The following is a 21,487-nucleotide window of genomic DNA, read 5'->3' as shown; positions in this document are numbered from 1 at the left end:
ACCTGATAAGGATGAGGCCGCTAGGTTCTGTCTCTTTGGTTAGCGTCGTGCCCAGATGAGGATGGCGGCGAGGTGGAGTGCGGCCTGGTAGGCGATCGCGAGTTTGTCGGTTCGTGTGGCCAGGCCGCGCCACTGTTTGAGGCGGTTGATGCACCGCTCGACGGTGTTGCGCTGCTTGTAGGCATCCGCATCGAAGCCGGGTGGGCGTCCGCCTCGGCGGCCCCGCCGCAGACGGTGGCCGACCTGGTCGGACGGCTGTGGGATGACCGAGCGGATCTGTCGGCGGCGCAAATGGCCGCGGATCGCTCGGGATGAATACGCGCGGTCGGCCAGGACCACGGTGGGGCGGGTTCGGGGGCGGCCGGGGCCGGTTCTCGGCACCCGGATGCGGGCCATGACCGTCTCGAAGGCGGGCGCGTCACCGGCCTGGCCGGCTGTGACGGCCAGAGCCAGGGGTCGCGCGTGACTGTCCGCGGCCAGGTGGATCTTGGTGCTCAGCCCGCCGCGGGAGCGTCCGAGCGCGTGATCGGCCGGCTCATTCGGCCCTGCGGCCCCCTTTTGAGTGCTCCGGCGGCGTACTGGTGGGCCCGGACGGCGGTGGAGTCGACCGACACGTTCCAGCCGATGTCGTCGGCGGCATCCGCTGCCGCGAGGACGGCAGCGAAGATCTTCTCCCACGTGCCGTCGACGGCCCACCTGATCAGCCGCTTGCGCGCGGTCTGGAACGAGCCGAGTTCCCCTGGGAGGTCCCGCCAGGGTGAGTTGGTCCGGTACTTCCACGCGATGGCCTCAAGAGTGCGGCGGTGGTCGGCCCAACGCCGTCCGCGGACCGGATCCGCCGGCATCAGCGGCTCGATCCGGCCCCACATCGCATCAGTGATCACTAATCGGACAGGCATATCCGATCAACTGACTTACCGACCAAAGAGACACGCGCTAGGGCATGACGGTGGACAGGGACACAAAGACCCCCGTGGTGCCGGAGACTCGGCGTCTCCGGCACCACGAAAGGTCTCCGTCGCGATCGGATCCGGCGACCGTCGGCGCCGATCGCCAACGGTGCACTCAGGGCCAGACGGTCATCGTCGGCAGGAGCTTGAAGCAGTAGTCGAATCCCTCGCTCTCGGCGGTGATGACGTTCCACATGCGCTGGCCGGTCTCCCGGCCGACGATGCCGTCAGCGGAGATCTGGCTGCGCTGCTGGAACTCCACGACCGCGTCCTGCGTTCGCGGACCCCACACACCGTCGACCTTCACGAGGTCACCGACGGTTCCCATGCCGGCCCATTTGACCGCTCGCTGCACACACTTGACGTTCTCCCCCTGGGCTCCGTAGCGGATGTAGGGCGCACCCGAGGTGGCGTGCCCGGGAGTGCCGCAGGCGAGGGAGGTCGCGCAGGCGAGCGCGGCGACCGTGACGATGCGCCTCGCGGCGGCCGCCTTCTTCGTGAAAAGCAATTTCTCTGACTTTCTCAGTTGCGCCCGCACGTGCGACTACGAGGTGCGGGACGGGTAGTTGTAGCAGTGGGCGGACTTGGCTCCCTGGTGCCAGGCGTCGTTGGGCATGTTGGAGCCGGTGTAGTACGGGTCACCGTGCGACATGATCGTGGTGCCGGTCCTCGGGGCCGGCGGCGCCGTCATGCGTCAGCCTCAACTCGCCCTGGAACTCCTGATGGCCGCCTGGACGGCGGGACCGAAGTCGGAGTTCTCGGCGACCCTCGGTGCGTCTGGACCGGATGTGACGAGCCAGTAGTTGATGTTGTGCAGCGCGGCGGCGGTCACGGCGGCAGCCACGGCACCCTTGACGACCTCGGACTTGAAGCTTCTCGGGTTCGCATGGATCGATCATCACCGGTGCCACCAACAACACACCAACACCGCGCGTTGTCTGTGAAGGCAGTGCCACGCCGCGGCAGGGCCGGGTCCGCCGGCCACGGACCGGATCAGCCGACATCAACGGCTCGAACCGGTCCCACATCGCATCAGTGATCACTAATCGGACAGGCATATCCGATCAACTGACTTACCGACCAAAGAGACACGCGCTAGGGCAATTCTGCGACGAGCCAGGAGCCTCGACCGAACGCAGGCACGGTCAGCAGTTCAGAACGGTGCGGCTCCTTCACCAACGAAGGACACAGAGGTTTCATCGTGGGGGCCGGCCAGAAGACGGATCCGGCGCACCTGGCCGTTCTCCAGACGCAAGCGAACCCATACCCCTTATGGCACCTGCCAGCCCTGGCGGAAGATTGCACAGCACGCCGCCCCACGATCCCGTGACAGGCAGGAACAGACCCAGGTCGACCTCCACGGCAATCTGCTGATCATCAAGGATCAGCCAGCCATCCTCGGAGCGCAGATGATCCGCCATACCCCCATCCTTCACCCCCGGTGCGCCCCTTGCTGGCAAGAGGCCACTCTGCGAGCGACGATCCGGGGTGCTTGTATGGAATAGCAGGTACCGGGACCCTCCAAGTCCATACGCTTGTTCGAATCTCTGTCGGAGGGCTCACTGGCACGTAGCGCGGGTGCAGCCTCCTCGCGGCGCTGTCACCTGCACTTATTGGCAATCCGGCTGTGAGTCTGTCAACCGCGGGTATCAGTTTTGCCTGACCTGATGCGAAGCGGAGGACGAAGTGGACTGGGGACAGTTCGGGCAGAAGCTGGCGGCGATGGCACGGGACCTCCTGGCGCAGGATTCGTTCGATGCCACCCTGCGGCGGATCACGGAATCAGCCGTGGAGCTGGTCGAGGGCTGCGATGCGGCGGGCATCCTCGTGCTGCATGACCACGAGGTGGAAACCCTCGCTCCCACCGACCCTCTGGTGGTCGACAGCGATCGACTCCAGGCGGAGCTGGGGCAAGGCCCGTGCTTCGACACGGCTCACAGCGCGCAGGGGGAGCGGGTCTTTCGGATCGCTGACCTCACCGAGGAGGGGTCGCGCTGGCCGCTCTTCGCCCCGCGGGCCTTCGAGCTGGGCGTGGGAAGCATGATGGGATTCCTGCTGTTCACCGATGCCGAGGAATTCGGGGCGCTGAACTTCTACTCACGCAAGACCGGCTCGTTCACCGATGACAGCGAACAGGCCGGCCTGCTGCTTGCCTCCCATGCGGCGATCGCGTTTTCGAGCGCCCGCACCCATGCCCAGATGGAGCATGCCATCGGCACCCGCCACGCCATCGGCGAGGCCATGGGCATCCTCATGGGCCGCCACGACCTCACCGAAGAACAAGCGTTTGACGTGTTGCGTCGTTACTCCCAAGAGACCAACGTCAAGCTTCGTGAGGTCGCCCGCCAGGTGTGCGACTCGTGTGGCGTCCCGCGGATCCCGCCTGGCGAACATCCGTTCCACGACCACGGCGACCACCGGAGCTAGGGCCTGCTGTACAGCAGCGAAGTACAGCAACCACCGCACCCACCCCCGACCGTCACCGGCCCTAAGCGAGCAACTGACATACCCGACAAACCTCAGCGACCAGCATGTCCATAGTTCGCATCGAGAGGGTCGCGGACGCGTCGGCCCGTCAACTGCGGACCGCTGACTTGAGCCATTGGGACTCCGCCAACCTACGTACCCGCCCGCGGTCTGTCTGGGGCATCATCTGGACCATGAAGGCTGTCACCCTGGAGCGCGAAAACGAGATCACCGCGTTGGCGGTGCAGGCCATGCTGGGGTTGATCTCTGCAGACGTAGTAGCCGTGGCTGTGCGTGTCGAGGAAGAAAAAGTGGTGCTCACCTTCTGGGCCCGCCGACAGAGTCCCGAGCTTGAGGAAGATGTCGATGACGCGATCTTTGAGCTGGATGTGCTCTCCGAAGACCATCCACTGATTGAGGCCACCATCCATGTGGGCGAGCCGGACATGACGGCGCTGAGGTCGTACGGCCGCATGATCTACCGGGCAAAGCGGCTGTAAGCATGCCCACAGCGTGCCCGAAAGAGCGGGGAACAACGGTGAACCACGGGCACTCACAGGGCACCGCAATAGGAACAGCCCTTGTTACTCCGGGAGGAAACGGTCGCCGTGCCACAGCCGTGCCACATCGTGCGGTCAACCACGGTCAACGACGGCTTGCCGCGGTCGAGATGCGCCGTTCGCTTGGACTGCCGCTACAGCCGGACTGACCTGGGCGCCTTCACCACCGGACACGTCCGCCCTTACAAGGCGGATGTCGGCGGTTCGAAACCGTCCGCGCCCACCAGGAAAAAGGCCCCCAGCCGATCATGGCTGGGGGCCTTTGACATCCAGATCTGACATCAGTGCAGTCGCTGCTCACGCTGCAGCCGCCGCGTGAGCAGCCGATCCATGTGACTGACAGCCTCGCGTTGGGTGTCCTGGACGACGTGCGCGTAGACGTTCATCGTCACGGCGATCTGGCTGTGCCCCAGGATCTCCATCACGACGCGGGGCGCCACGCCGGCCGCGGTGAGCAGGGTCGCGCAGCCGTGCCGGGCGTCGTGCAGCCGGATGACCCGCAACCCCGCGTTCCCGGCGCCCCGGGTGAAGGAGCGGTACACGTTGCGCGGCTCGATCGGCCGCCCCGTACGCGTGGTGAAGACGTAGTCACTGTCCTCCCAGCGATCACCCGCCCGCTCGCGCATCGCGGCCCGGCGCATCCGCTGGTACCACAGAGGTGCCACGCACATGGCTGGCAGCGGAAGCACCTGCCGACGACGTCGCCCCTTGGGCCCGGAGCATGGTCGCGCCCTTGCCGAGTTCGGCGCCGAAGCGCTGCCCGCAGACCTCCAGGTAGATCCCGGCGGCGCGGCCGAGCTGGGCGAGGCGGATGAGCTGGGTGACCATCTCGTCGCGCCGTTCCTCGTCCTTGCGGGTGGCGACTTCGAATCCTGCCAGGGCACCAGTTCAGAGGCCCGGCAGCTCCCGCCCAAAGCCGCTCCACCGACCTCCGCTGTACAGTGCGGCCAGGGGGCTCATGACTAATCAAGATCCGATGCAGGACGCACTCACCAGGGCAGTAACCAGCCTGCTGCGCGTCCTAGGGATCACGCTGCTGATCATCATCGTGCCGTTCGTGCTCATGATGGCTCTGGTCATGTTGTTCTTCGCGCTGGGCGGCACGATCGTTCACTGATAAAGAACCGGGCCGGCGGTCGACCGCCCACGTTCGATGCCGAGGCCTACGAGCAGCGCAACACGGTCGAACGTTGTATCAATCGGCTCAAGCAGTGGCGCGGCCTGGCCATGCGGACAGGCAAACTCGCCATGGCCTACCGGGCCGCACTCCACCTCGCCGCCGTCTTCATCTGGGCCCGACGCTGACGATGACGGCGTGGTTCAGTCCCACCACAGGGACCACACCGTCGAACGGGCCATGCCGTCGCCGGCGACCCGAGCGTCATCCACGGTGTCCTCGCAGTAGCCCGTCAGTTCCGTGGCGGCCTGTGCGGCGGACCGGGGGCCCAAGGGCGGCCTGTCGACGACGAGTTCCAGGCGTGGGCCCGAGGCGAAGAAGAGTTCGGCCCCCCACTGCTCATGCCAGCGTCTGAGCAGCGCCGCATCGTCGGCTGGGTGGAGGTAGTGGGTGCTGCCGTTGCCCGTCATGATGAGACCGGGCAGCATGACGGGTACCTCGTAGCCTCCTCGCGCCGGAACGAAGTGGAGCCACCACTGATCCCTCCAGTACAAGGCGTTCCGATCTTCGGGGACCCAGCGTGACACCCCTGGCAGCGGCTCCGCGATCGCAGGACTCAACCGCGGTGCCAGGCGATCGGGGTCATATTCGTCAAGCCATTCCTCGAGCTCCCCTTCCTCCAGACAGGCGGAGCCCCTGATCCATAGGAAACTCGACAGCACGATGGATGCCGCGCGCGCATCGTGGTCCCGGCACACGACCTCGGCCACCATGTTCTCCAGGAACGCAGCGTCCACGCCCTCGTGGAGACGGCCACCACTGGTCAGACCCTCCGGTGACATCTCGCTGACGTAGGGCCACCAGCCGGTCTCACCGTGCTTCCCGCGCCACTCACCCCATACGTCACGCACCCTGTCCGACGCCACAAGCACGCTCACCACCTCGACGCCTGCAGTTGTGGTGGACCGCATCGGCTGCGTCCGGGGAAAGAGCATCCGTAGAGCGGAAAACAGATCGTCCGCAGCAAGGCGCGGCTGGTGGAGGAACGTGTTCATGATGTCTGGACCCTACGATCCGCTCACTCACCACGCACCCGATAAAGAGACACGCTCTAGGGCGCGTATCGAGTCGTGATCAATTGGTGGTTCGGGTGAGGTCTTTGATCCAGATCATCGAGGCTCGGAGGTGGAGGCCGGCCAGGTAGCTGTCCGGGGTCTTGTCGTATCGGGTGGCGATGCCTCGCCAGGCCTTGAGCTTGTTGATCAGGCGCTCGACGGTGTTCCTCTCCTTGTAGAGGGCGGCGTCGTGGCTGACGGGCCGACCGCCCCTGGACCCCTTCTTCTTCCGGTTGGAGGCCTGGTCCCTCTTCTCCGGGATCACTGCCTTGATGCCGCGCTTGCGCAGGTGGGCCCGGTTGCCGCGGGACGAATAGGCCTTGTCCCCGGCAACCGCGTCCGGCCGGGTGCGGGGGCGGCCGGCGGGGCCGCGGACCCGTAACTTCCTGAGCACCGGGATGAACTGTGGACTGTCCGCAGCCTGGCCCGCGGTCAGCACGAACGCCAGCGGGCGGCACTTGCGGTCGGCGGCCAGATGGACCTTGCTGGTCTGCCCGCCCCTGGAACGTCCCAGGAGAGCGGCCTTCAGGCGGACTCTTCGCCGACGCCGGACGCGTCGCCGCTCCTGCCTTTCGGGATCGGCGTCCTGCCCGCTTTGTTCTTCGAGGCTGCCCCCTTTGACCTGGCCTTCTCCTCCTCGGCAGCCGCCTTCTCCAGGGCGGTGACGACGTCCTCGCCCAGGTGCATCCCGGCGGCATCGTGGTGTCCCCGCACGGTGGTGGAGTCGATACTGACCAGGGACAGGTCCACCTCGCCCCGCTTCGCCGCTTCCGCGATCAGGCCCTCCAGCAGGGCCTCGAAGACGCCGGCGTCACGCCACTGCCGGAAGCGGTTGTGCACGGTCGACCAGGCGCCGAACTCCTGTGGCATCTCCCGCCACTGCCCGCTGGTCCGAAACCGCCAGATCACACCCTCGAACTGCTGCCGCAGCCGCTCGGGGTACGGGCCGTACTCGCCGATCGGCAGGTACGGCCCGATGAACTCCCACTCTGCGTCCGTCAGTTGCCCTCGCGTCACACAAGAAGGTCTACCGGACCAGACCCCGCCGCGAGAGCGAACCCCGCAGATTGATCACAACTCGATACACGCCCTAGGACCCGCTCAGGACCTGCGGATCGGCGACTCTAGGACGTCGGCTCTTCAGAACCACCTGGGAACCGACGAACATGATCGCGACGGCAATCGTTCTTCCCGCCGTCAGCATCATGTCGGTGAACACCATCATGCTGACCGCCAGCAAACACATGCCGAGGGCGAGCAGCAGCACCCCCCAGCCGTAGACGCGAGGGCGCTCGATCACCGGCCGAACCCTCGGAAGCACCCAGCCGCGAGTGAGCGCCGCGATGCCGCCGCCGGCGGTCACCAACGCCGCCAGAGCAACGGGTATCGCGAAGTAGACGAGCATGCTTCCTCCCTGCGCGCCGGATCCATGCCGGACAGCCGCGTGATCATGTCACCCCTCGCGCCGCGCGTCCACGCATCGCCTGCTTTATACGCGGTCCCGGGCTACAGCTTGCCCAGGTCCGGCAGCACGGCGGCTTCTGGGTGTCGGCTCGATCGGATCACCCGGACACCGAGAAACACCGGCAGCAGTCCCGGGATTGGATCGGTGAACAGCTCGATGGCGCCTCCCGCCAAGCATGAGCCGAGGGCCATCAGCAGCGCCCCCTAGCCGTGCTGACGAGGGCGCGCGTTCCTCGGTCGGGCGTTGGGGAGCAGCCACCCGGACGTGATCGCCGCGATGCCGGGGCCAGGCAGGCCGACCATCCGGGTCCGGCTCCGGGGCGAGAGGGTTGTCTGGTCCGACCTGATGTACCCGGGCCTCGAAGGGAGGGTCGTCGAGGAGGTTCGCTTTCGCTTGGAGCAGTACCTGGGCGAGGTCGAGCGTGCACACGCGGCGTTGAGAGATCAGCTGGTGATCCCACCCAGCGAACCTGGGTGAGTGTCTAGCTGCGTGACAACGCCGACGAACACCGGCGGACGTCCGCGAACGTCTGTGGACCATCGGCGCAGGTGAGAACCACACCAGTCCAAAGAAGCACCCTTGCCCAACTTGCTTCGGGACGAAGAGGTCGTGGGTTCAAATCCCGCCACCCCGACAGAGAAGTACCAGGTCAGGGGCCTGACTCGTATAGCGAGTCAGGCCCCTGAGTGGTTTCCGGGTCTCCTGGGAGAAATCTGGGAGAAGATCTTGGGGCTTCCCGTCCAGACAGTATCTGCAACCACGCCAGGAACGCCCGCACGACAGGGCGTCCCGCGGAACGGACTCGGCAAGCCAAGAACCCGCCCGGCGGCTGTCCTCGCGGATCGCACCTACGCCGACGCGACATCCGTGCGGTCATCCTCCAGCCCGCCGACCAGATCGGCCACCGGCTGTGGCAAGGCCGCACTGGGGGGCGTCCACCCAGCTTCGACGCCGATACATACAAGGAGCGCAATGCCGTCGAGCGGTGCATCGCCCGACTCAAGCAGTGGCGCGGCTTCGCCATGCGGACGGACAAGCTCGCCATCGCCTACCAGGCCGCACTTCACCTTGCCGCTGTCCTCGTCTGGACCCGGCGATGAACAAGGCGTCCGAAGGATTCGTTAGGCCGGTCCGTGGACGACGAGCCGGTTCTGCTCTCCGTCAAAAATGCCGGCCAGGATGTCGGCCTCCTGCTGATGCCCGCCGAAGAGACCCAACTTGTCAACGTGCACGGTCAAAAGATCGTGGCTGTCGATCACCTCAGAGATGCCTCGGGTCTCGATGGTGTCCGACCACGCGTTCAGATTTCGGCCGAACCACTCCGGCAGCCCGCACGGCTCGCTCACCGCGTCCCAGAAGTCGTCAAGTGTCTCGATCAGCCGACCGCGTAGGTCAACAATCAACTCGCTATCCGTCATCGCAGCAGCCTAACCAGGCTCCACGACAAGGTGCTCACGGGGCAAAGAGACGTGCTCTAGTACTCCAGCCGTAGATCGTGACTCCGCTGGTGAGGGTCCCTCTCGGCTTGCTCGGCTTGATCCGGTTGCCCAACCGGTCCTGACCAGCAGTGGCTTACTTCCGCCGGTTGACCTGGCGTCAGGCCAGCTGACTTACGTTGGTAGCGTGACGTGGTTCGTGGTGTGATCAGTCGGGGGTGCCGGGGTGGCCACAGAGGTTGTCGTCAAGACTGGGCTCAGGTACGGGGCCAGTGGCAAGCTCCTGGACGTCTATCAGCCTGCGGGCGCGTCGGGTCCTGTGCCCGCGGTGCTGCTCTGGCACGGCCGGGGCCCGGACGAACGGGACGTCCTCGCGCCGGTCGCCCGCGCTGCGGCAAAGCTGGGCGTCATCGTCCTGGTGCCGGACTGGCGTCCCGACGCGCCGGACGGCGGGCGAACGCACCTGAGGGAGTCGGCTGTCTTCGTGCGGCAGAACGTGTCCGACTTCGGCGGGGATCCCGAACGGATCGCGCTCGCCGGTTGGTCGCTGGGCGGCAAGGCCGCGGTAGGTGTCGCCCTGAATCCCGCAGCATTTGGCGACTGGAGGCCGCAAGCGATCGTGGGAATCGCGGGTTCGTACGCATCGGCGGCACCGACCACCGGCACCGTCCCGATCGACGACCTCCGCCGGGGCGGCAGCCTGCTGCCGCCTATACCGGTGTGGCTGGTGCATGGCACCGCCGATTCGGTGGTGGACATCGAGCGTTCACGCGAGCTGCGCTCGGCTCTCATGGAACAGGGCTGGCCGGCATCGCTCAACGAGGTCGCGACCGATCACGCCGGCGTCATCATGACCGAGTTCGTCCCCGAGTACCACCGCTGCCTTCCCAGCACCGCCGCCCACGCCGTCGAGGCGGGATCGCGGACCGCCGACGTACTGGCCCGCGCCGCTGGAATCACCGCTCAGCACTCCAGCCGTCGATCGTGATCTCACCGGTCAAGACCGGTGTGGGACAGCTGCGCCCACTGGTGATCATCCTCGGGCGATCCTGCGACGAGCCAGGAGCCTCGACCGAACGCAGGCACGGTCAGCAGTTCAGAACGGTGCGGTTCCTTCACCGACGAAGGACACCGAGGTTTCATCGTGGGGGCCGGCCAGAAGACGGATCCGGCGCACCTGGCCGTTCTCCAGACGCAAGCGAACCTCAGTACCTCTTATGGCGCCCGCCAGCCCTGGCGGAAGATTGCACAGCACGCCGCCCCACGATCCCGTGACAGGCAGGAACAGACCCAGGTCGACCTCCACGGCGATCTGCTGATCGTCAAGGATCAGCCAGCCGTCCTCGGAGCGCAGGTGGTCTGCCATGCCTTCATCCTTCACCCGCGGCGAACCTGGCGGGCGGCTCACAGTCGTCGCCATCGGCCGTGAGCGTGACTATCCAGCCGTAAAACTCCGCCGACCGCATGATCAAGCTCACGGCGTATGCCACGGCCGTGCCAGAACGGGCGGGGAACCCCGGGGAGTGGCGGACACTGGCGTGATCCGGGAACGAGAACGGCCCCGACCAAACTTGCTGGTCAGGGGCCGATTCCCGTTAGGGTGGCGGCGCCAGGATTCGAACCTGGGAAGGCGAAGCCGGCAGATTTATAGACTTTCCGCCTGTAGCGGTCAGCAGCTCAGAACGGTGCGGTTCCTCCGCCGAGGAAGGCCACAGACTCATGAAGGCCAGCCAGAAGGCGGATCTGACGCACCTCGCCGTTTTCCAGTCGCAACCGAACCTCAGCGTCCCTCAAAGTGCCCGCCAGCCCTTGTGGAAGGCTGCACAGCACGCCGCCCCACAACCCCGAGACAGGGAGGAACAGACCCAGGTCGACCTCCACGGCGATCTGCTGATCACCATGGATCAGCCAGCCGTCTTCCGAGCGCAGGTGATCTGCCACGCCTTCGTTCTCCGCTCTCAACGGGCCTGACAGGCGGCTCACACTCGCCGCCAGCTCCTGTGGCATCCGACAGCTGAGAGTCGATTTTCGTAGGCAAACCGTTGTCGACACGTCATTGCCCGGCGGGCCCGCCACCCGCATCCTGACGGTTCAGCACGATCATGATGAAAAGAACGAAGGTTTCCCGCACATGCAGCAGATCCCCGACCTCGGAAAGAACTCGCTTGGCAAGCCGGATCCATGGGCCAAGTTCCGCGGTCTCGCTTGGTGGCAGTTGGTCCTCTCGATCGTGCCGATCCTCCTGATGCCGATCGGCGGAGCGATAGGCGGGCTCATCGGGGCGGCGGGTCTCTTCGCGAACCTCTCCCTCGCCCGCAAGCCGTTCGGGACGCCGGTCAAGCTCCTGGCGATGCTGGGCGTGGTACTCGCCTCTTACCTGGGTTACTTCCTCGTCGCGGGTCTCGCCTACAACCTGCTTAAGGGCTGACTCTCTGGCCGGAAATCCTGATCTCGGCGACCTGGGCGACGGTCCCGGGGTTATCCCTGGGGCCGTCTGTGGGCCGTCCGAGGGTGCTCAACGTCGACCAACACTGACAACCGTCGACGGCTGAGTCGCAGGTCGCAGCGTTGATCGATTGCAGGGGTGCGGGTCGGAGATCCGGTCCCGCACTTCTTCGGCTACTGATCCGATCACTGCGACCGACGCTTCGCGGCGAGGTGGTCGCGTCGGCTGGTTGTCAGTAACTGTGGTCGGGCCAGTGCGGATCCGACCAGCGGTCCGGCCCGGTGAGACCGAGCAGCCGTATCCGGTGCTGCAGGTCCGTCGGGGCGCCCGACTCGCGGAGCCGTGCCGCAGCGTGTCCGAGGAGCCACGCGACCAGTTCGGCGCGCATCTCCTCTTCGTCGTGTTCGTACCAGCTCACGCTCCACGGCAGGCTGTCCCCCAGGAGGTCGCGCTCCCATTCCGCCACCGCCTCGGCGAGACGGCGGTCGCTGAGAGGACCGGTCTGCTCCTCCCAGTCGGCGAGCCAGGGCCCGAGCGTTCCGGAGGCCTCGGCGCACATCGCGAAGACCTGGTGCGCCGGGACGATCGCATCCGGGTCGGTGAGGCTCTGCACCCACCAGGCGTGCAGGAACTCGCGTACCGGACCGGCCTGATCGTCGGGCCACTGCTGCCAGCAACCGTGGGCGAAGCAGTACCCGGCCTCTTCCAGACCGAACAGGGGCTGTGCGCGACCGGCGACCAGTGCTGTGGCGAACTGCGGCAGTATGCGGCGCAGCACGGCCGCGTGATCGGTCCAGGACCAGGACTGCCAGGTCCGGCGCAGGAGGTCCGGCTCCAGCTCCACGTTCGGCGTCTTCAGAAGGGAGAGTTCTTCCGAACTTCCCCAGTGACATTCGCAGTTGTGCTCGTCCGGATGCGCGTTCGTATCACGGAAGGTGATGGCGAGGTTGTCCAGCGCGGCACTGAGACGGCGGCGTGCGGGGTGGTCGGCGAGATGCATGATGTGCCTGGCCTTCGAGAACTCCGTACGGCTTCCGCCGGCCGAAGATCGGTACCTTACCGGGTGAGGACAGCGCGAGCAATGATGCGGATGTCCGGACCTCTCACCCGAATCCAGTCCGAGGCGGCAAGCCCGCCTGTGCTTGCCTCGGGACGAAGAAGTCGTGAGCCCTGTCGCTCGGTCTGGCCGCAGGTGAGCTTGCTCCCCGCCCGCGTGAGTAGCCCCCACGCCAAGTCCCCGCTCGCGCTGCCGCAGACGGGGACTCTGCTTTGGGAGTCAGTTTCTCCGGCGACGCCCCTGTGCGTAGGGGCCGTGGCGATCATGCTCCCGCCATTCCTCGTCATGAGGGTCACGGTCTTCGGCGCCCGCATTGTCTCCAGGAGTTGAGATGTGTTCCCCCTTGTTGACCTTGGCCAGCAGGGAGGCGAGGGGATCAGGGGGACCATCGCTGAAGCGATCGGAGCCGCGCTCGGGCGGCGGCCCCGGTTCTGTCCTGTCGTGCCGCGCCCGTGATGTATCGCTCATGAGCGGCCCCCTCCGAATCACTGAGATGCACTCGAGGTCTTTCCCTGGAAGGTCGCGGGTAACCCGACTTCGCCCTTGACGGCTGTGCAATCTTGCTGGAAGCCAACCGTCATCGGACACACTCCAGACGGGTCCGATGTAAGTTCGGACGACAGGTTCGGTCACGCCTGGAAGGCCGGTTTCGTCATGACGGTCTCGAATTCGACAGGTGTCAGCCGACCGAGTGCGGCTTGTCTGCGGCGCCGGTGGTAGGTCCGCTCGATCCAGGTCACGATCGCGATCCGCAGCTCCTCGCGGGTGGTCCAGCTCCGGCGGTCGAGGACGTTCTTCTGCAGCAGGCTGAAGAACGACTCCATGGCCGCGTTGTCGCCGGCCGCCCCGACCCTCCCTGTCGAGCCGGCCATCCGGTGGCGGTCGAGTGCCCGGACGAATTTCCGGGACCGGAACTGCGAGCCGCGATCACTGTGCAGAATGCATCCGGCAACGTGTTCGCGTCGGGCCACGGCGTTGTCCAGGGCGGTCACGGCGAGGCGGGACTTCATCCGCGCGTCGATGGAGTAGCCCACGATCCTGTTGCTGAAGACATCCTTGATCGCGCAGAGGTACGACTTGCCCTGGCCGGTGGCGTGTTCGGTGATGTCGGCGAGCCACAGCCGGTTCGGGCCGGTCGCGGTGAAGTTGCGGCTCACGAGATCGTCGTGCACCGGCGGGCCGGCCTTCCTGCCCCGGCCGCGCTTCTTGCCGAAGACACCCCACCAGCGGTTGTCCCGGCAGATGCGCCTGCGACAGACAGGCCGTGGCCCGGCGCAGGACCTCGTTCTCCTGCTCCAACAACTTGATCCGCCGACGAGCTTCCCGCGGTTCCGCGCTCTCCTGGCCGGTCACCCCAGGCTTGGTCCCGTCGTCGACATCCGCCCGGCGCATCCACTTCCACAACGTCATCGGGTGGCCCCCGAAGTCGGTGGCCACCTGCTCCACCGTCACATCCGGGCCGCGGTTCCTCGCGACCCGCACGACGTCCTGGCGGAACTCCTCCGGATCTGGCTTGGGCACAGTGACGTCCTTTTTCCACCTGCCCCACAGGGCAAGCCAGTTCAGATGTCATCCGATCGTGCGGCAGACCCACTCGCCGCGCCTACGGCTTGTCCGACGGTCTATGCCGTCACCATTCCAGTGGCTACAGTGGATTTTCCTGTTACGTCCGTAGTCCTCGTAGTCGAGGGCTCTCGGGGGCGTCGGAAGGCTCCGGTCTTCCGGCCCGTCATCACGACACCCTCGGAGGGCATATGGAAGTGGCGGGTTGGGCGGCAGTGGCTGTCGGCTCGATCGCGGGAGGTGTGACCGTTCTCGGCTACCTCGCCGATCAAGTCCCAGGACTGTCGAACAAAATGATCAAAGCTGTGCGCTCGGTTCGTGCCGTTAAGGACGAGGTGAGGCGCAAGCGCTGATCAGGGGCGGTTCCCTGGTGCGTCCCCCGTCGCCAGGGACCCCCTCCCCTGCTCCTCGACACCCAGCACCCCCTTAGCCTGCGACGGCGAAGGAAGCAGGCACGGACTACCTCGCAGCCTCAGGGCCGTGCGACGCGTACGCGGCTCGGATCACCCTTTGCCACGAGGAACCGCTAGAAGGCACCCCACGTGTTGCGGCCCTCACCCGTTCGCAGAGACCGCATGCGTCGCGTGAACTCCGCGGCGAAACGCTCGCTGGTGCCCACCTGGTGGCCGATCCACGCGACCATCATCAGTTCGCGCAAGTCGGCCAGCGTCTCGTATCCGGGCCAGTTCATGAGGTCGAAGCCGTACCGGTGGACGAACTCGGCGTACTGCGCCTCGGTGTGCCAGCCGTACCGGTCGTAGTAGATCGCGGTCAGGATCAGGCCCGCTCGCGCGGGGCGAGGGCAAGTCCATCGAGGTCGATGAGGACCGCATGGCCGTCCCGGTGACGAAGCACGTTCCCGATGTTGGCATCCCCGTGGATCAGGCCGAAGGGAAGGACGAAGTCCAGTCGGTCGTACTCCTTGGCGAGCGGCGAGCTTGGCCGCCCGCTCCTCCAGGAAGGACCGGTCCCCCTCGGAGACATCGGCCAGACCGTCCAGCGAGGCCGACAGCTTGGCCAAGGGGTCGAAGGACGGGAGGCATAGCGGCTCGGGTTCTTCGAGCCAGTGGAACCGGCGGAGCAGGTCGGCCAGTTCGCCGGTCGTCGCGTACTCCTCGCGCTCCTGGACGCTCTCCCAGAAGGTCACCACCAGTCCGCGCACGGCGATGGGCTGAGCGACGCCGGCCAGGACACGCGTCGCCGGGAAGTCGACCGTCTCCAACCACCGGGCAACCCCCACGGCGCGTTCCATCTCGGCGAGAACGGCCGGGTCACGCGCGATGCGGACGATGACCGGTAAGGATGCCAGCCGGTAGACCGCGTTGGATCCCAGGCGCAGCAGCTCTGCCCCGGTCGAGTCCAGGCCAGCCGCCTCGCACGCCTCACGGAGGACGACTTCCATCCCCTCCACTGTGAACTCCGTACCGCCGCCGTCCACTTCCCCGCCGCTGCCCGAGATCATGTCTCCGGCCATACGGCGGAGCCTCACGGCCCGACAGGGCGCCCACGTAACAGGGGCGTAATGATCTTCACCTGGGGCGCCTCCGGGAACTACTCCTTCGCAGGTCAGAGGCCTTGGAGGCCGTCGCACTCACCTGGGCTCCGGAGCCGTGTGCGCAGGTTCGAATCCTGCCGGGGGCACCTTGCACGAGGTGCCCAAAGACCCCGCCGTCAGCGAGAACGCTGGGGACGGGGTCTTGGCGTATGTGCAGGCGGATGTCGCCCGGAGCAGCACCGTGACGCGGTCCGTGGACTGTTCGCGGACAGGATCTTGGGGTGTCTTCCCTGGTCAGCCCCCACAAACACGAGGGTCAGATCTTCTCGCCCGTGACGAACAAGCCAATCACGTACAGGACGACCAGCGTCACCCCCAGCCCTATCGCCCATGACACCTGCCAGGCCACGTACAGGACCGCCCCGACAATGAGGAGGACGAGCCCCAGCGCGCCCATCGTCAGTGCCCAAGCGGCAAAACCTGCAAGAACCCCGGCACTCTTGATCTGATCCCCGAGCGGGGCCTTCTGAGAGTCGTCAGCCACACCGCGACAGTACACGTTTCAACGATCAAACTCCCGGCCGAAGTCGGCCGGGGCAGCCCCGGTCGATCACTCGTACTCGCGCAACAGTTCCTGCCCACAGACCGCGCTGTAACGTGCACGCCGTGGACGAAGAGAAAGAGGTCGGACCGAAGTTGCTTGACGCCCACGAGATCGGCCGCCTCCGACAGCTTGCCACCGCGGTGAAAGCGGACCTGTCCCGATCCGGACTCGTCGTTCGTGACGCCGGGGAGGAACCCGACCGGCAAACGGCACCCGGCGGGTTGGAGATCGACCTGGACCAGGTCGACGACGAAGCAGGCGGCCTCTGGCTCACCTGGGAGCTCCACCCCGACGTACGGCGATCCGTGCGTGAGGCCGTACAGCAGGGCCGGACCAGTGCCTCGGTGATCCAAGCTTCGGTCGACGTGCACGAACGGACAGCAGAAGCGATCGTCTGCATGCTCAACGCCCTCGGCTACGGGGCCGAGCAGAGCAATGCTTCGCACCGGCCCTTCGCGGTCAGGGTCCTGACTCGCCCTTGTTGATCCACAACCGGTTCCGTCGTCGAAGCGATCGCATCGGTTGCCGAGGGGCCTCGGACGGCACGGTGGACGGGTTGGGACGGAGGAGATCCGCACCCGACCCAGAACCGAGTCGGGAGCTCCGGCGTTCCGGGAACTCCCGCTCGTTGTGACTGTGGTGGGCCCGGTGCCGTGCGCACGAGGGACCACTACGGACACGGTGCGCCCGGAGCGGGGCGCGGGGGTGGGAGGCGTGGTTATGGAAGATCTTGTCGCCGGCGAACGGTCGAGAACCGGGGACGCCGATGCCGACGGCGAAGCGGCGGTCGACGGCCGGCGGAAAGCGCGCTCCTTCTGGAAGGAGTTGCCGATCCTCGTCGGGATCGCGTTGGTGCTCGCGCTGGTCATCAAGACCTTCTTCGTGCAGGCGTTCTCGATCCCGTCCGAATCGATGCAGAACACGTTGCAGCCGGGCGACCGCGTGCTGGTCGACAAGTTGACGCCGTGGTTCGGATCCAAACCGCAGCGCGGAGAGGTGGTCGTCTTCCACGACCCTGGGGGCTGGCTCCCTGAGAAAGCCGAGAAGCCGAACGCGGTGCAGAAGGCTCTCAGCTTCGTCGGCCTGATGCCGTCGGCGGACGAGAAGGACCTGATCAAACGAGTGATCGCGGTGGGCGGCGACACGGTGGAATGCTCCGGGAGCGGCCCGGTGAAGGTCAACGGGAAGGCCATGGGTGAACCATTCATCTACCCCGGCAACACCCCCTGCGGCGACAAGCCGTTCGGGCCGATCAAGGTGCCGAAAGGGAAGCTCTGGGTGATGGGCGACCACCGCCAGGACTCTCAGGACTCCCGGTACCACCAGGACCGGCCCGGCGGTGGCACGATCGACGAGGACCAAGTCATCGGCCGGGCTCTGGTCGTCGCATGGCCCGTCAGCCGGTGGGCCTCGCTGCCGGTGTCGCGGTAGCGAGCCCGTCCATCGAGACGTCAGCCTCGCCCCTGCGCGCCCCACCGGGCCGCGGGGGCACGCCACTTCCGCGACAGAACGGACAGGAACTCACGGGAAGTCGAGGTCGGCCAGGGGGTGGACCATCCCACGCTGCACAAGGCCGGGACTTCCAGGTCACGCCTGCGATCCCCCGGCCTCGCTCCTGAAGCGGGGATCGTGGGCCGAGGGCTTGCGCCCTGCGTCTCAGCGCGCGGCAGAGTCAGCGGACCCGCCTGTGTTCCGCCTGGCACCGGGCGCTCAAGTGGCGCCCTCGATTCGGCGTGGCAGGCACAGTGACGGCTCTCGGGGCGTTTCCCCCACCGGCGGCAGGGGCGGAATCGTCAGCCTCTCTCGCGCCCCGGACTTCAGGGAGATCGTCCGGCCCCGCTTGAAGAGCGCGTCGTACCTCATGCCAAACGCGGATGATCTCAGGAACCTTGGACAGCACCTCGGCGATCTGCGTCAGTAGCAGCATGACGCAGCCAAAAGCAGCCAGAATCACCAGCGTCACGTTGTCCCAGCTCATGAGAACTGTCCCGATGTCCGCTGGAACGGTGCTCGACGTCCGTGCAGGCTGAGTGTCGCGGCCCCCGACCGCACCTCCACGCGGTCGCCGGCATCGTGCATCGTGGCACCGGGGATACCAACCTGAGGAGCTGTCAGTGATGTCGCGACGTCTTCGACGTAAGGAAAGCCGTTCCATCGAAAAATCCATCGGTTCGCCGAGCCCCACAGTTGCTTCCCGTATCGTTCTTCGCTCCCGTCGTTGAGCCAACCGGAACGTTGTAGGGGGTCAGAGAACCAGTTGCCGATCGCCCATCTGCCCCGAGGGTCCTGAGTCGCGATTCTGGTGGCGAGACCGGCCAGCAGGCATTCAGCGTCTGCGCCCATGCCGGGTACTTCGTCCAGCTGTGTCTGCTCCGACGTGGTCAGCGGCTCATCAACCGCATACGCGGCTGGGCAGGAGGTACGGTGCCACGTTGTGCGGAACGTCCGTGATGAGGACGAGCCGGTTGTAGCGAGGCGACACCGTGATGTCGTAAGCCACGAGCGTGTGCAAACCCCACCGAGCAGGCGGCCGAGCTTCCCCGAGTCCCAATCGATCGAAAAGGCCAAGTGTCAACAGAGCACGAAGGGTGCGTTGTTCGCTCAAGCAGGTGTCAAGACCGAGTGACCCATCCCGTGGAACCCCTGCGAACGCTCCCTCTTCGGGCTCACCAGTGAATCCCACTCGGGTTCGAGCAATGGCCTTCTTCACACTTTCAGGCATGCTGATACCTCGATGCCACCCGGCTGGCGCTCTCGGTCACATACTTCGTGAACTCACCAAAAACTGATGCGGAGTTGGGTGCACCGCACCCATCTGCGGCGTCCGCAGGTGCCGGGCCTGTGGATACAGCGGGGAATCACGGTGAGAGCAGCCGCAACCGTCGATCCCCCAGCGCAACCGTTTACCCAGGCCAGCACCCAAGTTGCATGCAAATGATCGCAGCCTCCCAAACCGAGTGCTCTTGATGCCGAGCCTGATCAGTCGCTGGTACACCCTCATGAGCAGAAGCCGACCCAGTACTCGTCATGGCCGCATACGAAGTCGAGTGGACGCTCCGTCCTCAGCACCTCGCACCTGGCGGCAAAGGCGTCCAGGGCCCCGTGAAGAAGCCCACGGCGTCCGAGCTGGTCAGAGCCGCGGGTCAACACCCCGTCGCCCCGTCCGACGACGGCCTGTGACGGGGCACGTCATGACCGCACCGAACGAGGCCCGGGCGTCTGCTCGCACGCCTTTGCGGCGAGCCCCGGTGAGGGGCGGCGTACCGAGCGGCCGCGTCCGGACGGGCCACGGGGTGGACGAGCGCCTGTACGCCCGGACTTCGGGCACCCGTTCCGAGCCGACCCGGTGCGGTCAGGCCGCCCGCACCGGGAACACGCCCGACCCGATCGGAAGCGCGACGGCAAAGGCCCCGAACCGAAGTCGGCCACAGCCACGCCCCGTTCCACGGCACCCGGCCCCAGCGCGGGCAGGGCCGGGCCCAGCCGGATCACCGGGCCCGGCCCCTGGTGTTCAGCTCACGACCTGACGGTGGCGCTGCCGGAACAGTCCTTGAACGTGCCCTTCACGACGCAAACCGTCATGTAATAGGTGTTGCCCTCGGGAAGGTTGCCCGTCGCCTTGTCGGTGTACGGCGAGGCGTGCCCGCGGGTCGAGGCGACCCTGCCGGTGCTGAGGTGGGCTTCGATGCCGTAGCCGTCATCGAACGTGTCGTTGGCGATGAGGGTGTCGCCGGTGGAGGAGCCGACCTGGCCGGGGTCGGAGGCCCACGCTCCGGACCCGATGGCGGTACCGCTGCCGTTGCTCACCGTTATGACGGCGGAGCCGTTCGACATCTCGACGGTGAAGAAATTGAAGCTCGCGGCGCTCGCCTGAGGCGCGGCGGCGCCGAGCAGGAGCCCCGCGGCCAATGCCGAGGCGGCGGCTCCGATGGACGCCACCCTCATGCCTTTACGTGTCTTGCTCATGGTGTCCCCGCTTCGCTAGGTGTTGATGTTGAAGCAGAGACATCATTAACGAGCGAAAGACGATCACAACAGATGATTTCTTGACAGAATGAGATCCTTTGCGCAACAAAAGGATGGCCTCAACCGCCACGTGGCGGTCCGTCACGGTGAGCTGTCCTGCCTCTCGGGTTCCAGTTCGCCCTGTCACCCCAACCTGCGGCAGACCCAGCCCACAGCGTCTGAACCGGTCAGAGCTGTGGGCTTGTTCGGCGTCGCCGGCCGGCTGGACCGGTGATCAGCACACGGGCCGACGAGATCGCGCGGAAGGCTCAGACGTGCGTCTGTTCGTCGGTGGCCCGGCGACGGCCTCCGTACGAGGTGACCAGTGCGTCGGCGACGGCCACCGCGTCCGCGTCGGCCACGTCCGCCGGATACTCCGGCAGGAGGTCGTCCCAGACGGGCAACCATGACCCGTACAGCTGGGCCTGCCCCTCGGGCCGGGCGAAGAACCAGACGTGCAGGTGCGCGGCTCCGTCCCCGATCCGGTAGACGTGGGCTCGGGAGACATGCGGAAGTGCCTGCACATGGCGGACGATGTGAGTGGTGAGCACCCCCAGTTCGGCGGCCATTTCGTCGGGCAGGTCCGCCATGTCGTAGTGGTCCCGGGGGAACAGCATCAGCACCAAGGGCACGCCGACGCCCGTGATCCGGGCCAGTCGCCAGCGTTCGCCGAACCAGATGCCTTCGTCCCGGTCGCGGCACGGGTCGCAGTTCGCCGGATCCTCGCCGTGCCGCTCCGGCTCGGGCAGAGTGGGCGGACGCAGCGGCGCGACGCGAAGTCCTTCAGGTTCGAACGGGCTTATCTCCCAGCCGGTCATCCGCGCCAACGGAAGCCGAAGCTCACCGTCCGCGGCAGCGCGTGCGTGGTCGTAGAACTCATCAGGTCGCAAGGCCATGACCGGAGACTAACGTGGCCCACGGGCGCCCTGACCGCGCCGGACGCGTGCTGGATCGTGCGGGGAGCCATGGGAACAGCCGATGGCGTCCCGCACCTCTTCGACGAGGTCCGACGCCCGGTCGGGGTCCTGGGTCGCCCGGTCGAGCTCAGCGGCCGTGACACGTAGGTACTCACCGATCATGCTCATGGGCGGAGACTGGATGATCGGTTCCGAGGGGGGGTGGTCGTGGGCGGTCGGTGAGCGCAGGGCGGCTGACCGTCCGCGGGCCCCGCCCGTCCGGCGGAACGGGAAGGACGCCGTGGCCTGCCG

25 protein-coding genes, 1 tRNA gene and 5 pseudogenes are annotated in these 21,487 nt (G+C 66.4%); 10 read left to right on the top strand and 21 right to left on the bottom strand.

Annotated features, from left to right (window positions below; all coding sequences use genetic code 11):
- Positions 1-39: 39 nt before the first annotated feature.
- The 5 genes from ACICHK_RS34775 to ACICHK_RS34755 all read right to left on the bottom strand — a co-directional run bounded on the left by ACICHK_RS34775 (position 40) and on the right by ACICHK_RS34755 (position 2,371).
- Positions 40-899, bottom strand: a protein-coding gene (locus ACICHK_RS34775) for an IS5 family transposase (protein WP_406840013.1) whose coding sequence is annotated in 2 segments (ribosomal slippage) — positions 40-539 and positions 539-899 — 861 coding nt in all. Because the reading frame shifts where the segments join, the coding sequence is not laid out codon by codon here.
- A gap of 166 nt (positions 900-1,065) precedes the next feature.
- Positions 1,066-1,458 carry a peptidoglycan-binding protein gene (locus tag ACICHK_RS34770; RefSeq protein ID WP_225860375.1) on the bottom strand — a complete coding sequence of 131 codons (393 nt, stop codon included), beginning with the start codon at positions 1,456-1,458 and terminating at the stop codon, positions 1,066-1,068.
- A gap of 36 nt (positions 1,459-1,494) precedes the next feature.
- Positions 1,495-1,641 carry a hypothetical protein gene (locus ACICHK_RS34765; protein WP_402258013.1) on the bottom strand — a complete coding sequence of 49 codons (147 nt, stop codon included), beginning with the start codon at positions 1,639-1,641 and terminating at the stop codon, positions 1,495-1,497.
- 9 nt (positions 1,642-1,650) lie between these two features.
- Positions 1,651-1,794, bottom strand: a complete 144-nt coding sequence (locus ACICHK_RS34760; protein ID WP_406841464.1) for a hypothetical protein — start codon at positions 1,792-1,794, stop codon at positions 1,651-1,653.
- Between the two features lie 352 nt (positions 1,795-2,146).
- Positions 2,147-2,371, bottom strand: a complete 225-nt coding sequence (locus ACICHK_RS34755; RefSeq protein ID WP_406840012.1) for a hypothetical protein — start codon at positions 2,369-2,371, stop codon at positions 2,147-2,149.
- A 265-nt stretch (positions 2,372-2,636) separates the two neighbouring features.
- On the opposite strand from ACICHK_RS34755, the gene ACICHK_RS34750 reads away from it, so the two are divergent.
- The 3 genes from ACICHK_RS34750 to ACICHK_RS34740 all read left to right on the top strand — a co-directional run bounded on the left by ACICHK_RS34750 (position 2,637) and on the right by ACICHK_RS34740 (position 4,202).
- Entirely contained in the window at positions 2,637-3,377 is a 741-nt protein-coding gene (locus tag ACICHK_RS34750; RefSeq protein ID WP_406840011.1) for a GAF and ANTAR domain-containing protein, read from the top strand.
- Positions 3,378-3,610: 233 nt separating this feature from the next.
- On the top strand, positions 3,611-3,916 hold the full coding sequence (locus tag ACICHK_RS34745) for a hypothetical protein (RefSeq protein WP_406840010.1): 306 nt from the start codon (positions 3,611-3,613) through the stop codon (positions 3,914-3,916).
- Positions 3,917-4,128: 212 nt separating this feature from the next.
- Positions 4,129-4,202 (top strand) — tRNA-Val (locus ACICHK_RS34740).
- A gap of 55 nt (positions 4,203-4,257) precedes the next feature.
- On the opposite strand, the pseudogene ACICHK_RS34735 reads toward ACICHK_RS34740, so the two are convergent.
- Both ACICHK_RS34735 and ACICHK_RS34730 read right to left on the bottom strand, forming a co-directional pair.
- Positions 4,258-4,689 (bottom strand): annotated as a pseudogene (locus tag ACICHK_RS34735) (tyrosine-type recombinase/integrase); the annotation flags it as partial.
- A pseudogene (locus ACICHK_RS34730) lies at positions 4,685-4,846 on the bottom strand (conjugal transfer protein TraS); the annotation flags it as partial. The pseudogenes ACICHK_RS34735 and ACICHK_RS34730, both read right to left, overlap by 5 nt.
- Positions 4,847-4,952: 106 nt before the next feature.
- Between ACICHK_RS34730 and ACICHK_RS34725 the strand changes: the two are divergent.
- Positions 4,953-5,093, top strand: a complete 141-nt coding sequence (locus ACICHK_RS34725; RefSeq protein WP_406840009.1) for a hypothetical protein — start codon at positions 4,953-4,955, stop codon at positions 5,091-5,093.
- Between the two features lie 203 nt (positions 5,094-5,296).
- Here the strand turns inward: ACICHK_RS34725 and ACICHK_RS34720 are convergent, their stop codons facing one another.
- From ACICHK_RS34720 to ACICHK_RS34710, 3 genes and pseudogenes are all read right to left on the bottom strand, one after another.
- Positions 5,297-6,148 carry a DUF4253 domain-containing protein gene (locus tag ACICHK_RS34720; RefSeq protein ID WP_406840008.1) on the bottom strand — a complete coding sequence of 284 codons (852 nt, stop codon included), beginning with the start codon at positions 6,146-6,148 and terminating at the stop codon, positions 5,297-5,299.
- A gap of 79 nt (positions 6,149-6,227) precedes the next feature.
- Positions 6,228-7,225 (bottom strand): annotated as a pseudogene (locus tag ACICHK_RS34715) (IS5 family transposase).
- A gap of 73 nt (positions 7,226-7,298) precedes the next feature.
- Entirely contained in the window at positions 7,299-7,613 is a 315-nt protein-coding gene (locus ACICHK_RS34710; protein WP_406840007.1) for a hypothetical protein, read from the bottom strand.
- Between the two features lie 834 nt (positions 7,614-8,447).
- Between ACICHK_RS34710 and ACICHK_RS34705 the strand changes: the two are divergent.
- Positions 8,448-8,773, top strand: a pseudogene (locus ACICHK_RS34705) (IS5/IS1182 family transposase); the annotation flags it as partial.
- 21 nt (positions 8,774-8,794) lie between these two features.
- On the opposite strand, the gene ACICHK_RS34700 reads toward ACICHK_RS34705, so the two are convergent.
- A complete protein-coding gene (locus tag ACICHK_RS34700) occupies positions 8,795-9,091 on the bottom strand; it encodes a barstar family protein (protein WP_406840006.1) in 297 nt (98 codons plus the stop codon).
- Between the two features lie 337 nt (positions 9,092-9,428).
- On the opposite strand from ACICHK_RS34700, the gene ACICHK_RS34695 reads away from it, so the two are divergent.
- Complete coding sequence (locus ACICHK_RS34695; RefSeq protein ID WP_406840005.1) at positions 9,429-10,097, top strand: alpha/beta hydrolase; 669 nt, start codon at positions 9,429-9,431, stop codon at positions 10,095-10,097.
- Between the two features lie 108 nt (positions 10,098-10,205).
- Here ACICHK_RS34695 and ACICHK_RS34690 read toward each other — a convergent pair whose 3' ends face one another.
- Positions 10,206-10,475 carry a hypothetical protein gene (locus tag ACICHK_RS34690; RefSeq protein ID WP_406840004.1) on the bottom strand — a complete coding sequence of 90 codons (270 nt, stop codon included), beginning with the start codon at positions 10,473-10,475 and terminating at the stop codon, positions 10,206-10,208.
- A 311-nt stretch (positions 10,476-10,786) separates the two neighbouring features.
- Positions 10,787-11,050, bottom strand: a complete 264-nt coding sequence (locus ACICHK_RS34685) for a hypothetical protein (protein WP_406840003.1) — start codon at positions 11,048-11,050, stop codon at positions 10,787-10,789.
- Between the two features lie 190 nt (positions 11,051-11,240).
- Between ACICHK_RS34685 and ACICHK_RS34680 the strand changes: the two genes are divergently transcribed.
- Positions 11,241-11,537, top strand: a complete 297-nt coding sequence (locus tag ACICHK_RS34680; RefSeq protein WP_406840002.1) for a hypothetical protein — start codon at positions 11,241-11,243, stop codon at positions 11,535-11,537.
- 250 nt (positions 11,538-11,787) lie between these two features.
- Here ACICHK_RS34680 and ACICHK_RS34675 read toward each other — a convergent pair whose 3' ends face one another.
- From ACICHK_RS34675 to ACICHK_RS34655, 5 genes and pseudogenes are all read right to left on the bottom strand, one after another.
- Complete coding sequence (locus ACICHK_RS34675; RefSeq protein WP_406840001.1) at positions 11,788-12,555, bottom strand: hypothetical protein; 768 nt, start codon at positions 12,553-12,555, stop codon at positions 11,788-11,790.
- Between the two features lie 686 nt (positions 12,556-13,241).
- A pseudogene (locus ACICHK_RS34670) lies at positions 13,242-14,133 on the bottom strand (IS3 family transposase).
- 568 nt (positions 14,134-14,701) lie between these two features.
- Positions 14,702-14,866: a hypothetical protein gene (locus ACICHK_RS34665; RefSeq protein WP_406840000.1), complete on the bottom strand. Its 165-nt coding sequence runs from the start codon at positions 14,864-14,866 to the stop codon at positions 14,702-14,704.
- A gap of 86 nt (positions 14,867-14,952) precedes the next feature.
- The gene (locus ACICHK_RS34660) at positions 14,953-15,159 is read right to left on the bottom strand and encodes a phosphotransferase (protein WP_406839999.1); all 207 of its coding nucleotides are present in this window, start codon (positions 15,157-15,159) and stop codon (positions 14,953-14,955) included.
- Positions 15,160-15,986: 827 nt separating this feature from the next.
- Positions 15,987-16,214, bottom strand: coding sequence for a hypothetical protein (locus tag ACICHK_RS34655; protein WP_406839998.1), 228 nt, complete (start codon positions 16,212-16,214; stop codon positions 15,987-15,989).
- A 122-nt stretch (positions 16,215-16,336) separates the two neighbouring features.
- Between ACICHK_RS34655 and ACICHK_RS34650 the strand changes: the two genes are divergently transcribed.
- The 3 genes from ACICHK_RS34650 to ACICHK_RS34640 all read left to right on the top strand — a co-directional run bounded on the left by ACICHK_RS34650 (position 16,337) and on the right by ACICHK_RS34640 (position 19,454).
- The gene (locus ACICHK_RS34650) at positions 16,337-16,759 is read left to right on the top strand and encodes a hypothetical protein (protein ID WP_406839997.1); all 423 of its coding nucleotides are present in this window, start codon (positions 16,337-16,339) and stop codon (positions 16,757-16,759) included.
- A 235-nt stretch (positions 16,760-16,994) separates the two neighbouring features.
- A complete protein-coding gene (gene lepB, locus ACICHK_RS34645; protein ID WP_406839996.1) occupies positions 16,995-17,705 on the top strand; it encodes a signal peptidase I in 711 nt (236 codons plus the stop codon).
- Between the two features lie 1,596 nt (positions 17,706-19,301).
- Positions 19,302-19,454: a hypothetical protein gene (locus ACICHK_RS34640; protein WP_406839995.1), complete on the top strand. Its 153-nt coding sequence runs from the start codon at positions 19,302-19,304 to the stop codon at positions 19,452-19,454.
- A 336-nt stretch (positions 19,455-19,790) separates the two neighbouring features.
- Here the strand turns inward: ACICHK_RS34640 and ACICHK_RS34635 are convergent, their stop codons facing one another.
- The 3 genes from ACICHK_RS34635 to ACICHK_RS34625 all read right to left on the bottom strand — a co-directional run bounded on the left by ACICHK_RS34635 (position 19,791) and on the right by ACICHK_RS34625 (position 21,358).
- Positions 19,791-20,240, bottom strand: a complete 450-nt coding sequence (locus ACICHK_RS34635) for a hypothetical protein (protein WP_406839994.1) — start codon at positions 20,238-20,240, stop codon at positions 19,791-19,793.
- Positions 20,241-20,548: 308 nt separating this feature from the next.
- Entirely contained in the window at positions 20,549-21,175 is a 627-nt protein-coding gene (locus ACICHK_RS34630; RefSeq protein ID WP_406839993.1) for a hypothetical protein, read from the bottom strand.
- Positions 21,176-21,184: 9 nt separating this feature from the next.
- The gene (locus ACICHK_RS34625; RefSeq protein WP_406841396.1) at positions 21,185-21,358 is read right to left on the bottom strand and encodes a hypothetical protein; all 174 of its coding nucleotides are present in this window, start codon (positions 21,356-21,358) and stop codon (positions 21,185-21,187) included.
- Positions 21,359-21,487 lie beyond the last annotated feature (129 nt).

The sequence above is a fragment of the Streptomyces sp. AHU1 genome (assembly GCF_045343905.1).
Lineage (GTDB): Bacteria > Actinomycetota > Actinomycetes > Streptomycetales > Streptomycetaceae > Streptomyces > Streptomyces triticiradicis.
This window is presented reverse-complemented; position numbering and strand designations above follow the sequence as displayed.

Coding starts and splice junctions, on each gene's coding strand:
- ACICHK_RS34765 (WP_402258013.1), bottom strand. CDS start 1,641: ATGACGGCGCCGCCGGCCCCGAGGACCGGCACCACGATCATGTCGCAC.
- ACICHK_RS34755 (WP_406840012.1), bottom strand. CDS start 2,371: ATGGCGGATCATCTGCGCTCCGAGGATGGCTGGCTGATCCTTGATGAT.
- ACICHK_RS34745 (WP_406840010.1), top strand. CDS start 3,611: ATGAAGGCTGTCACCCTGGAGCGCGAAAACGAGATCACCGCGTTGGCG.
- ACICHK_RS34725 (WP_406840009.1), top strand. CDS start 4,953: ATGCAGGACGCACTCACCAGGGCAGTAACCAGCCTGCTGCGCGTCCTA.
- ACICHK_RS34720 (WP_406840008.1), bottom strand. CDS start 6,148: ATGAACACGTTCCTCCACCAGCCGCGCCTTGCTGCGGACGATCTGTTT.
- ACICHK_RS34710 (WP_406840007.1), bottom strand. CDS start 7,613: ATGCTCGTCTACTTCGCGATACCCGTTGCTCTGGCGGCGTTGGTGACC.
- ACICHK_RS34700 (WP_406840006.1), bottom strand. CDS start 9,091: ATGACGGATAGCGAGTTGATTGTTGACCTACGCGGTCGGCTGATCGAG.
- ACICHK_RS34690 (WP_406840004.1), bottom strand. CDS start 10,475: ATGGCAGACCACCTGCGCTCCGAGGACGGCTGGCTGATCCTTGACGAT.
- ACICHK_RS34680 (WP_406840002.1), top strand. CDS start 11,241: ATGCAGCAGATCCCCGACCTCGGAAAGAACTCGCTTGGCAAGCCGGAT.
- ACICHK_RS34675 (WP_406840001.1), bottom strand. CDS start 12,555: ATGCATCTCGCCGACCACCCCGCACGCCGCCGTCTCAGTGCCGCGCTG.
- ACICHK_RS34665 (WP_406840000.1), bottom strand. CDS start 14,866: ATGAACTGGCCCGGATACGAGACGCTGGCCGACTTGCGCGAACTGATG.
- ACICHK_RS34660 (WP_406839999.1), bottom strand. CDS start 15,159: ATGTCTCCGAGGGGGACCGGTCCTTCCTGGAGGAGCGGGCGGCCAAGC.
- lepB (WP_406839996.1), top strand. CDS start 16,995: ATGGAAGATCTTGTCGCCGGCGAACGGTCGAGAACCGGGGACGCCGAT.
- ACICHK_RS34640 (WP_406839995.1), top strand. CDS start 19,302: ATGGCCGCATACGAAGTCGAGTGGACGCTCCGTCCTCAGCACCTCGCA.
- ACICHK_RS34635 (WP_406839994.1), bottom strand. CDS start 20,240: ATGAGCAAGACACGTAAAGGCATGAGGGTGGCGTCCATCGGAGCCGCC.
- ACICHK_RS34630 (WP_406839993.1), bottom strand. CDS start 21,175: ATGGCCTTGCGACCTGATGAGTTCTACGACCACGCACGCGCTGCCGCG.
- ACICHK_RS34625 (WP_406841396.1), bottom strand. CDS start 21,358: ATGATCGGTGAGTACCTACGTGTCACGGCCGCTGAGCTCGACCGGGCG.